This window comes from Pseudomonas sp. LA5 (genome assembly GCF_028640825.1).
Taxonomy (GTDB): domain Bacteria; phylum Pseudomonadota; class Gammaproteobacteria; order Pseudomonadales; family Pseudomonadaceae; genus Chryseomonas; species Chryseomonas aestiva.
Genome location: NZ_JAQYZY010000056.1, coordinates 14,335 through 24,677 on the forward strand (window position 1 = coordinate 14,335; position 10,343 = coordinate 24,677).

At 65.3% G+C, this 10,343-nt stretch carries 9 protein-coding genes; 5 read left to right on the plus strand and 4 right to left on the minus strand.

The window, feature by feature from the left end; genetic code table 11:
- Positions 1-290: hypothetical protein (locus PVZ72_RS21025; protein WP_273862932.1), on the plus strand; the 290-nt coding region annotated here is incomplete at its 5' end.
- Positions 291-706: 416 nt separating this feature from the next.
- Here PVZ72_RS21025 and PVZ72_RS21030 read toward each other — a convergent pair.
- The 3 genes from PVZ72_RS21030 to PVZ72_RS21040 form a co-directional block, all read right to left on the minus strand.
- The gene (locus PVZ72_RS21030) at positions 707-1,270 is read right to left on the minus strand and encodes a DedA family protein (protein ID WP_273862933.1); all 564 of its coding nucleotides are present in this window, start codon (positions 1,268-1,270) and stop codon (positions 707-709) included.
- A 9-nt stretch (positions 1,271-1,279) separates the two neighbouring features.
- The gene (locus tag PVZ72_RS21035; protein ID WP_017638648.1) at positions 1,280-2,386 is read right to left on the minus strand and encodes a calcium:proton antiporter; all 1,107 of its coding nucleotides are present in this window, start codon (positions 2,384-2,386) and stop codon (positions 1,280-1,282) included.
- Between the two features lie 130 nt (positions 2,387-2,516).
- Positions 2,517-3,323 (minus strand): AraC family transcriptional regulator, encoded by an 807-nt coding sequence (locus PVZ72_RS21040; RefSeq protein WP_273862934.1) that lies wholly within the window; start codon positions 3,321-3,323, stop codon positions 2,517-2,519.
- A gap of 210 nt (positions 3,324-3,533) precedes the next feature.
- Between PVZ72_RS21040 and PVZ72_RS21045 the strand changes: the two genes are divergently transcribed.
- On the plus strand, positions 3,534-4,925 hold the full coding sequence (locus PVZ72_RS21045) for an MFS transporter (RefSeq protein WP_273862935.1): 1,392 nt from the start codon (positions 3,534-3,536) through the stop codon (positions 4,923-4,925).
- Between the two features lie 16 nt (positions 4,926-4,941).
- Complete coding sequence (locus tag PVZ72_RS21050; protein WP_273862936.1) at positions 4,942-6,906, plus strand: glycoside hydrolase family 127 protein; 1,965 nt, start codon at positions 4,942-4,944, stop codon at positions 6,904-6,906.
- A 172-nt stretch (positions 6,907-7,078) separates the two neighbouring features.
- Here the strand turns inward: PVZ72_RS21050 and PVZ72_RS21055 are convergent, their stop codons facing one another.
- The gene (locus PVZ72_RS21055; protein WP_273862937.1) at positions 7,079-8,182 is read right to left on the minus strand and encodes an acyltransferase family protein; all 1,104 of its coding nucleotides are present in this window, start codon (positions 8,180-8,182) and stop codon (positions 7,079-7,081) included.
- 228 nt (positions 8,183-8,410) lie between these two features.
- Between PVZ72_RS21055 and PVZ72_RS21060 the strand changes: the two genes are divergently transcribed.
- Both PVZ72_RS21060 and hisN read left to right on the plus strand, forming a co-directional pair.
- A complete protein-coding gene (locus tag PVZ72_RS21060; RefSeq protein WP_133861420.1) occupies positions 8,411-9,361 on the plus strand; it encodes an adenosine deaminase in 951 nt (316 codons plus the stop codon).
- A gap of 2 nt (positions 9,362-9,363) precedes the next feature.
- Positions 9,364-10,170: a histidinol-phosphatase gene (hisN, locus tag PVZ72_RS21065; protein WP_208693905.1), complete on the plus strand. Its 807-nt coding sequence runs from the start codon at positions 9,364-9,366 to the stop codon at positions 10,168-10,170.
- The last annotated feature ends 173 nt before the right edge of the window (positions 10,171-10,343 follow it).

Consider the following 10,343-nt stretch of genomic DNA (forward strand, 5'->3'; position numbering starts at 1 on the left):
GCCTCTCGCCGCATCCATGCGGCTCGACCCACTCCACGACACTGGCGTTCACCCTGCTGAACGGGGCGATTCGCCAGCCTGAAAGTATTGGTGGAAGGACCTGTAGCGTGGACAACGGCGAAGCCTTGTCCACTTTTCGCGGTCAAGCACATCAGTGGAAAACGCTGCGCGGTTTTCCACGCTACGCCTTGACTCTACTGGAATCGCGGCCATGGGCCGCTCCTACGGGATATCCGGCTACTGTAGGAGCGGCCCATGGCCGCGATAAAGACAATTGGTTCGGCAGTTAAAGGCTGCCAGTGGAAAACGCTCTGCGGTTTTACACGTTACAGATCTTGTGAACGCCCAAGCTTCAGGCTTGCGCCCCGTCCCCGTCAGTGAGGCCGAGTGCAGGCGTTGCGGAGGGGGTTGCGAGGCAGGACGCCGAGCAAGGCGCGAGCGGCAGGAGGCCCCTTCGTGCCGTGCCCCCGGAGCGGCGCCGGAGCGAGGGGACCCGGAGCGTAGCGCAGGGCCGAAACGTGGGGTGTGCTTTCTTTTGCTTACTTTTCTTTGCACCGGGCGGCGATCCGCAAGCAAAGAAAAGTAAGTCGCCGGCTAGGCGAAACAGGGGCTACAAGCGAAACTCAACAACTAGCCGAAGCATCCAAGATCCAAGTCCGCAACGTTGGGCTTCGCTTGCGCCCAACCCAACCTACGCCACCCTACCTTACACCCTCTCCCGCCGCCGCAGGATGGCGCGGGGGCTGATGAACAGCACCGCCACGCAGATCGCCGCCGCAAAGAACCACCGCTTCGACACATGATGCTCGGCGAAGAAGTCCCGCAGGATCTCGCCCACCGCATAACCGATGCCGGTCATGAAAAAGCCCCAGAGCAGCGCGCCGATGATGTTGAAGAACAGGAAGCGCCGCGGGCGTACGCCGCTGGCGCCGATTAGCAGCGGGCCGATCAGGCGGAAGCCGTAGGCGAAGCGGATACCGATGATCCACAGCGCCTCGTGGCGATGGATGCGGCTGCGCAACCAATCGATGCGCGCCTGCTGACGCTTGAAGCGCCCCAGGATGCGGTCGCCGTAGCGCCGCCCGAGAAAGAACAGCGTCTGGTCACCGATGAAGCCGCCCAGGGCCACACAGACGGCCGTGAGCGGATACAGCAGGTAGCCGTGGCGGGCGGCGATGCCGGCCAGGATGGCCACGCCATCGCCCTCGATCAAGGCGCCCAGGACAGCGGCGCCGTAACCGTAGTTGCTGATGACCTCGCTGTCGATCATGGTGCGTCCCTAGAGACCGAGAATGGTCAGCATGATGAAGGTGCCGAACAGCACGAAGTGGGTCATGCCCTCGATGGCGTTGGTCTCGCCGTCGTTGAGGTTGATGGCGGCGACGATCAGGGTCACGGCCATCATCACCGTCTGCACCGGGGTCATGGCCATCTGGATCGGCTGGCCATTGTACAGGGCGATGGCTTCCACCACCGGCACAGTGAGGATCACCGTGGACAGGCTGGCGCCCAAGGCGATGTTGATCACCGACTGCATGCGATTGGCCATGGCCGCGCGCAGCGCGGTGAGGATCTCGGGGCTGGCGGAGATCACCGCCACCACCAGCGCGGGGACCAGCGCTGGCACCGCCAGGCCTTCCAGGCCGGTATCCAGCGACTTGGACATCACCTCGGCCAGGGCCCCGGTGGCGACGATGCCGACGATCAGCATGGCGATGGACAGGGTGGCGCTGCTTTCGCCATGGCCAGCGGTGGCGGCTTCGCCCTCGACCGCCGGACGCTTGCGCTTCTTGTCCGGGTAGTTGTAGCTGAAGAAATAGCTGTGCGGGCCGGTCTGCATGCGCAGGAACAGGGTATAGAGCAGCGCCATGGCGCCGATGGTGAAGAAGGAATAGACGTGCCACTGGGCCGAAGGGATGAATTCCGGCACCAGCATGGAGATGCTCACCGCGGTGATGATCATCACCCCGTAGCTGCGGCTGGAATCGTCGTTGTAGGGCTGTTCGCCATGCTTGAGGCCACCGAGCAGGGCGGCCAGGCCGATGATGCCGTTCATGTCCAGCATCACCGCGGCATAGATGGTGTCGCGGGCCAGGGTCGGCGAATGGTCGTGGCTCATCATGATCGCCAGGATGATCACCTCCACCAGCACGGCGGAGAGCGTCAGGATCATGGTGCCATAGGGATCGCCGACCTTTTCCGCCAGCAGTTCGGCGTGGTGGGCCACGCGCATGGCCGCGCAGATGATGGCGGCGATCAGACCGCCAGCCGCGATCAGCGCCAGGGTCTGGCCACCGCCGAGTAGGGCGTGTTCGAACACATAGGCCAGCACCGTGGCGCCGATGGCGACCAGCAGCAGGGTTTCGTCTTTGAGGGCGGCAAGCATGGAAAGGGGCGTCCTTGGTTGAGCAATGCCTTGTTACGACCGCCATAGACGGCAAAACGCTCGCAAGCCGAGTCAGTACCTCTGCAACCCCGCCGTAGGCGGCCCGCTATGCTCGAAGCCGCCGCCGCGCTCATGCCGAGTTGATGTGCTCCTTGCAGTACAGCCGGCGGTAGGCGGCCGGTGTCATGCCGCGCTGGCGACGGAACAGTCGGCGGAAATAGGCACTATCGCCGAAGCCGCAGCGCTCGGCGATGCGCGCCAGTGGCAACTCGGCATTGAGGAGCAGGCGCTCAGCCGCGGTAATACGCTGGCGATGGATGGCTTCGGTCAGGGTAATGCCGAAGGTCTGGCGGAACACCCGGCCCAGGTAGTCGGGATTGCAGCGCAAAGCACTGGCCAGCGTTGCGGCGCCAAGGGCTTCGCCGAAGCGCGTGCCGATCAACTGGCGGGCACGATAAGCCAGGGCCACCCCGGCCCCCTGGGCGGCGCTGGCCAGCGGACTGCGCGCCAGGCGCTCCAGCAGCGCCAGCAGCAGCAGTTCCAGGGCCGCCGGTGGGGCGCCATCTTCCTGTTCGGCAAGAAACAGCCGCAGCAGGGCGACGAAGCGCTCCGGCACCTGCACCTGGGAACGCTGGGGTATCGCCAGGGCCTCTCCCGCGGCGGGCGCAGCGGCTAATTCGAAATGCAGCCAGTAAAAACTCAGGTCGGGATCGAAATCGCCTAGGCCTTCGTGCAAGCGCCCCGGCTGCAGCAACAGGGCTTCGCCGGCGCCCAGGACGAATTCCTCGTCCTCCTCGCGGAGCCTAAGGATGCCGCGGTCGACGTAGATCAGCTCATAGGAATCGAGGATTCGCCGTGGATGGCGTCCCACCCCGCGGGAGATGAAGTGGCCGCCGTTCTGTACCTGCAACGGGCTGGCGAAAATCAGTTGCAGCATGACCGCACCCTTGGCATTCGTCGATCCATCCAGCTTGGCACGATAAGTCGGAATCGTCCCGTTTTTATACGTCTCGGCTCTCTTGTCGGCCGCCGCCCACGGATGCCAACCTAGCGTCCAGGCCAACCGCTCCAAAGGCGGCAGGAACAGGCTCAGACCGTCCAATTCGACGGTCGCACTCCAATAATGACAAGAAAGGGAGAAGCTCGCATGACCACCTCGGTCCTTACCTCCGCACCCCTCGCGCCTGCCTCGTCTGCGGCGGAATTGTCTCGGACGGAAAAATTCGGCTATGGCCTTGGCGATGCCGGGGGCACCATCATCACCTGCCTCATCGCCAACTTTCTTACCTTCTTCTACACCGACATCTTCGGCCTCACCCCAGCCGTGGTCGGCACCCTGTTCCTGGTGCTCCGGGTCGTGGATGCCCTCGCCGATCCGCTGATGGGCACCCTGGCCGACCGCACCAACAGCCGCTTCGGTCGCTTCCGCCCCTGGCAACTGTGGGCCGCTCTGCCCATTGGGTTGGCCGGCATTCTGACCTTCAGCACCCCGGACCTCGATCCCACCGCCAAGCTGGTCTATGCCTTCGTCACCTACCTGGCGCTGTCGCTGAGCTACAGCGCCATCAACGTGCCCTACTGCGCCCTGATCAACGCCATGACCACTCGCCAGCAGGAGGTGGTGTCCTGCCAGACCTGGCGCTTCATGCTCTGCGGCCTCGCCGGGTTGCTGGTCTCGGTAGGTCTGCCCTGGATGGTCGTCGCGTTCGGCCACGGCGACCCAGTACGAGGCTATCGCTGGGGCGTCACCCTGCTTTGCACCGTGGCGGTGGCCATGTTCCTCTGGTGCTTTTTCAGCGTACGTGAGCGCGTACCCCTGGCAACCCTAGGTCACTTCAGGCTGCGCCAGCACCTCGCTGCGATGAAGCGCAACGACCAGTTGCTGCTGATGCTGGTGCTGTCCTTCCTACTGATCAACGTGTTCAACGTACGCGGCGGCGGCTACCTGTACTTCATCACCTACGTACTACACGGCAGTACGGCCTACACCTCGCTGTTCTTCGCCATGGTGGCCTTGGCCACCACCGGTGGCGCCCTGCTGGTTCCGCCCCTGTCGCGCCGGGTCGATCCGCTCCGGCTGTACCTGGGCGTCAACCTGTTGTTGGCGGTCTGGAGCCTGGGACTGTACCTGGTGCCCACCGGCACCGAGCACGCCCAGCTCTGGCTCGGCCTGATCTTCGCCACGTGCTTGGTGCAGGGCATGACGCTGCCGCTGCACTTCTCCTTCATGGCCTTCGCCGACGACTACGGTCGCTGGAAGACCGGGGTGCGCTCCTCAGGGCTAAACTTCGCCGCCAACCTGTTCTGCATCAAGCTGGCCTGGGCCTCGAGCGCCCTGATCATCAGCGTCCTCTTCACCCTGGTGGCCTACCATCCCGGTCAGGGCGCCCAGACCCCGGCCTCGCTGGCCGCCATCACCCTGCTGCAGACCCTGGTCCCCGCCCTGCTGCACCTGGCGCTGGCGGGCGTACTGGTGTTCTGCAAGCTGAATCGCCCTTTCATGCAACGCCTGGCCGACGACCTGCAGGCCGCCTGCTGATCTTCTGGAGGATTTCATGACCACTACCCTTCACGACACCCCGCGCGTCCGGCTCGACGACCCTTTCTGGAACGCCTATCGGCAACTGATCCGCGAAGTGGTCATCCCCTACCAGTGGGAGGCGTTGAACGACCGTGTCGACGCCGCCGAGCCCAGCCACGCCATCGACAACTTCCGCATTGCCGCAGGACAGCGCCAGGGCGAACACCACGGCATGGTGTTCCAGGACAGCGACGTGACCAAATGGCTGGAAGCGGTGGCCTACCAGCTCGCTCAAGCTCCTGATCTGGCGCTGGAAGCCACCGCGGACGAGGTGATCGCCCTTATCGGCGCCGCCCAGCAGCCGGACGGTTACCTCAACACCTACTTCACCGTGAAGGCCCCCGCCGCACGTTGGACCAACCTCGCCGAATGCCACGAGCTGTACTGCGCCGGCCACCTGATCGAAGCCGCCGTGGCCTACTACCAGGCCACCGGCAAGACCGCCCTGCTGGACATCGCCCGGCGCCTGACCGACCACATCGACCAGGTGTTCGGCCCTGGCCCGGAGCAGTTGCGCGGCTATCCGGGACACCCGGAGATCGAGCTGGCGCTGATGCGTCTGTACGAGGCCACCGATGAGCCACGCTACCTGGCCCTGGGTCGCTACTTCGTCGAGCAGCGCGGCCAGCAGCCGCACTACTACGACGCCGAGTACGAGCGCCGTGGCCGCACCTTCCATTGGCCCAGCCACGGCCCGGCCTGGATGATCAAGGACAAGGCCTACAGCCAGGCCCACGCCCCCATCCTCAAGCAGGACAAGGCGGTCGGCCATGCGGTCCGCCTGCTCTATCTCTACACCGGGGTCGCCCACCTCGCCCGGCTCACCGGCGACGCCGAACAGGCCGCTGCCTGCCAGCGCATCTGGGACAACCTGACCCAGCGCCAGCTCTATGTCACCGGCGGAGTGGGCGCCCAGAGCCATGGCGAATCCCTGACCTGCGACTTCGACCTGCCGAGCGATACCGCCTACGCCGAAACCTGCGCCTCAGTGGCCTTGGTGATGTTCGCCCGGCGCCTACTCGAGCTCAGCCCGGAAGGCCGCTATGCCGACGTTCTGGAGCGGGCCCTGTACAACACCGTGCTGGCCGGCATGGCACTGGACGGCCGGCACTTCTTCTACGTTAATCCTCTGGAGGTAGACCCCGCGACCTTAGGCGGCAGCCACCGTTACGACCACGTTCACGCCGTGCGCCAGCGCTGGTTCGGTTGTGCCTGCTGTCCGCCGAACATCGCCCGCCTGCTGGGCTCGCTGGAGGACTATATATATCTGCAACGCGAGGACTGCCTGTATGTACACCTCTACGTAGGCAGCGACCTCGACTGCACCGTCGCCGGCCAGCGCTGGCACCTGCGCCAGCGCAGCGCCTACCCCTGGCAGGGCCGCATCGATTTCGAGTTGAGCGGGGAGGCCCAGAGCGGCACTTTTACCCTGGCCCTGCGGTTGCCAGAATGGTGCCCGGCGCCCGGGGTACGGATCAACGACGAGGCGGTCGAGGTTGCGCCCCTAGCGCGCGACGGCTATTGCCTCCTGCGCCGCAAGTGGCAGGCCGGCGACCGGGTTGAGCTGGACCTGCCCATGCCGACCCAACGCCTGCGCACCCACCCTCGGGTACGCCAGCTGGCCGGCAAGGTGGCCCTGCAGCGCGGGCCGCTGGTTTATTGCCTGGAGCAGGCGGACAACGGCGTCGATCTGCACAACCTGTCACTGCCACCAACGGCGCACTTCCATGAGATCCAGGGCCGTGCGCCGCTGACGCAGGTCGTGCAGCTGGAGACCGACGGATTGCGCTGGAACGGAGCAGGCAGCCCCGACCAGTCACTCTACCGCCAGGATCCGGCCCCGACTCAGGCAAGTCCGCAGCGACTCACTTTCATTCCCTACTACGCCTGGGCCAATCGTGGCGAAGGCGAGATGCGGGTCTGGGTCAACGAACGCTGAGGGGCATCAGGCGGTGTCTGCCGCCAGGCATGGCTGGATTGAAACCGGCGCGTTCACCGGCCTGACCTTCTGCCCTAGGCAGCCGGGCTCATTTGCCTCTCGGAGACGTAGGCATGAGCCCGGGCCTCTCACTGCGCTGACCTTTCCTTGCCCAACCTTCGCTCAGGTGCCCCTAGTTCGCTTCCGATCCACGCGGCGCCAGGCGCTTCCACACCGCCTTGGTACCCGAGGCGCAGGCCTGGCGATAGCCCAGGGCATGGCGCTCCACCAGGAACCAGGAGACCACCGCCAACGGCAGGGTGATGCCGATCGAGAGCAGCACCATGGTCCAGGCCTCGATGCCGGGGATCACCACCGCCAGGGTCTGCTGCACCGGGAAGGAATAGATGTAGAGCCCGTAGGAATAGTCGCCCACCTCGTTGAAGGCGCGGATGCGCCCGCCCGGAACGAAGGCGAGGTAGAGCAGCACGTAGCCCAGCGTCAGGTTGTAGACCAGGAAGAAGCTGTCACGGTCGGGGGTGGCCACCGCCAGCAGTGCCACGGCGGCAGCGAACAGCGCGCGTGACAGCGGAATGTAGCCGCGCAGCACATAGAAGGCGCCCCCCAGAAAGAACATCTGGAACAGCCGCAGCAGGTGCGATTCGCTGGCGAAGAAGTAATAGGCGAACAGCTTGAACAGCACGGCACCGGCGGCGAACAGCAGGATGGCGCGCTGGAAGTGCCGGCTGTCCAGGCGCAGCCAGAGCACGGCCAGCCACAGCAGCGCCAGGGCGCCGTACATGCCCACCTCGAAAGGCAGCGTCCACAGCGAGCCGTTGACGATGGTCTGTAGCGGATTACCCTCGAACAGCCCGGGCAGGTCGAATTCGGCACCGGCGATCAACCCGGTGTTCTTCAGCAGATAGAACCAGGTCTGGGGATCGCTCAGATAATCCTGCAGCGGTGCCCGGGTCAGCCAGGCGCCGAGGCCGAGCACCGTCAGCATCAGCATCACCAGCAAGCCTGGCACCACGCGCAGGGCACGGCCCCAGACGAAGTCGATGATGTCGGCGCGGCTGAGCAGACTCTTGGTGACCAGGAAACCGCTGGTGATGAAGAAGATGTCGACCGCGATATCGCCGAGGGTCATGCCCAGGCTCTCGCGCCCGGGTTCCGCCGTGGCGGTGCCACTGGAGATGGCGAAACTGTGGCTGAAGACCACGGCGAGCGCCGCGATCATGCGAATCAGATTGAGATTGTTGTTCTTGCCGCCAACGTAATCCTGAACGGTCTGCACGGATACCTCACGCCTGGTGTTTGGAGCCATGCGTCCCGATTGTAGTCAGATCCGGACCCAATGCAGGTGTTATGGCCCTTTGCTGGCCCAAAGCGTGGAATGCTGGGAATTTCTAACCGACGAAGCCACCGTACATCGGTCAGCGGGAACCCGGATGCCTGCGGAAAACCCGGCAAAGCGTGCGACAATCGTCCATCTTTTTCCGATTCAAGCTATCCCGAGGCTCCCATGTACGACTGGCTCAACGCCCTGCCCAAGGCCGAACTGCACCTGCACCTGGAAGGCACCCTGGAGCCCGAACTGCTGTTCAAACTGGCCGAGCGCCATGGCGTCGCCCTGCCCTGGGGCGATGTCGAAGCCCTGCGCGCCGCCTACAACTTCGGCAACCTGCAGGAATTCCTCGACCTCTACTACGCCGGTGCCGACGTGCTGCGCACCGAGCAGGACTTCTACGACCTGACCTGGGCCTATCTGCTCAAGTGCAAGGAGCAGAACGTCATCCACACCGAGCCCTTCTTCGATCCCCAGACCCACACCGATCGTGGCGTTCCCTTCGAGGTGGTGGTGCGCGGCATCACCCAGGCGCTGAGCGACGGCGAGCGGCAGCTGGGCGTGACCAGCGGGCTGATCCTGAGCTTTCTGCGCCACCTTTCCGAAGACGCCGCCCAGGCCACCCTGGACCAGGCACTGCCGTTCCGCGACCACTTCGTCGCCGTTGGCCTGGACAGCTCGGAAAAGGGCCATCCGCCGAGCAAGTTCAAGCGTGTCTTCGCCCGTGCCCGTGCCGAAGGCTTTCCGGCCGTCGCCCACGCCGGCGAGGAAGGTCCGCCGGAGTACATCTGGGAAGCCCTCGACCAGCTCGGCGTGGTGCGGATCGACCACGGCGTGCGCGCCTTCGAGGACGAGCGGCTGATGGCCCGCCTGGTCGACCAGCAGATCCCGCTCACCGTCTGCCCGCTGTCCAACACCAAGCTCTGCGTGTTCGACGACATGAGCCAGCACACCATCCTCAAGATGCTCGACCGCGGCCTCAAGGTCACCGTCAACTCGGACGACCCGGCCTACTTCGGCGGCTACGTCACCGAGAACTTCATGGCCCTGCACGAAGGCCTGGGCATGACCCAGGAGCAGGCCCGGCGCCTGGCGCAGAACAGCCTCGACGCCCGCCTGGTGAAATGAGCATGAGCCTGACCGCTGCCGAGATTTCCTACTACGAACGCTTCGCCGAGCGCCTGGCCGACGCCGCCGCCGTGGCCATCCAGCCCTACTTCCGCGCCCAGCTGGCGGTGGACGACAAGGGCGACGCGGCCATCGCCGGTCGCCGCTACGACCCGGTGACCATCGCCGACAAGGCCGCCGAACGGGCCATGCGCGAACTCATCCAGGCCGAGCATCCGGATCACGGCATCCTCGGCGAGGAAGAAGAGAACGTCGCCGGCAGCAGCCCCCTGAGCTGGGTACTCGATCCCATCGACGGCACCCGCGCCTTCATCACCGGCCTGCCGCTGTGGGGCACCCTGGTGGCGCTCAACGACGGCAACCGTCCGGTGATCGGGGTGATGAACCAGCCCTTCACCGGCGAGCGCTACCTGGGCACCCCCGCCGGCGCCTGGCGCAATGGCGCGGCCCTGCGCACTCGCGCCTGCGCCAACCTGGCCCAGGCCCGGCTGATGTGCACCAGCCGCGACATCTTCGACACCCCCGAGCGCCTGGCCGCCTTCGACGCCGTGGCCGCCGAGGTGCAGCTGGCCCGCTTCGGCGGCGACTGCTACGCCTACTGCATGCTCGCCTCGGGTTTCGTCGACGTCATCATCGAAGCGGGCCTGCAGCCCTACGACGTCCAGGCGCTGATCCCCATCATCGAAGGCGCCGGCGGCCGCATGACCGCCTGGGATGGCGGCGATGCCCAACAGGGTGGCGCCATCCTCGCCTGCGGCGATCCGCAGCTGCATGCGCAGCTGGTGGAGCGGTTGCAGCACCTGGCTTGAGGCTTGGCAGGCGGGTCCGTAGGTTGGGTTGAGCGCAGCGAAGCCCAACGCGGAGTTTGCCGTGATGCCTTGGTTTATCAGTGCCCTATTTGCTTATCGAGTGCTCGGATGGATTTTGTTTCGCCCCCTCAGGCGAGTCACTTTTGCCAGTCGCGGCTGCGCGCCCCGGACAA

Coding starts and splice junctions, on each gene's coding strand:
- PVZ72_RS21030 (WP_273862933.1), bottom strand. CDS start 1,270: ATGATCGACAGCGAGGTCATCAGCAACTACGGTTACGGCGCCGCTGTC.
- PVZ72_RS21045 (WP_273862935.1), top strand. CDS start 3,534: ATGACCACCTCGGTCCTTACCTCCGCACCCCTCGCGCCTGCCTCGTCT.
- hisN (WP_208693905.1), top strand. CDS start 9,364: ATGAGCCTGACCGCTGCCGAGATTTCCTACTACGAACGCTTCGCCGAG.
- PVZ72_RS21060 (WP_133861420.1), top strand. CDS start 8,411: ATGTACGACTGGCTCAACGCCCTGCCCAAGGCCGAACTGCACCTGCAC.
- PVZ72_RS21040 (WP_273862934.1), bottom strand. CDS start 3,323: ATGCTGCAACTGATTTTCGCCAGCCCGTTGCAGGTACAGAACGGCGGC.
- PVZ72_RS21050 (WP_273862936.1), top strand. CDS start 4,942: ATGACCACTACCCTTCACGACACCCCGCGCGTCCGGCTCGACGACCCT.
- PVZ72_RS21035 (WP_017638648.1), bottom strand. CDS start 2,386: ATGCTTGCCGCCCTCAAAGACGAAACCCTGCTGCTGGTCGCCATCGGC.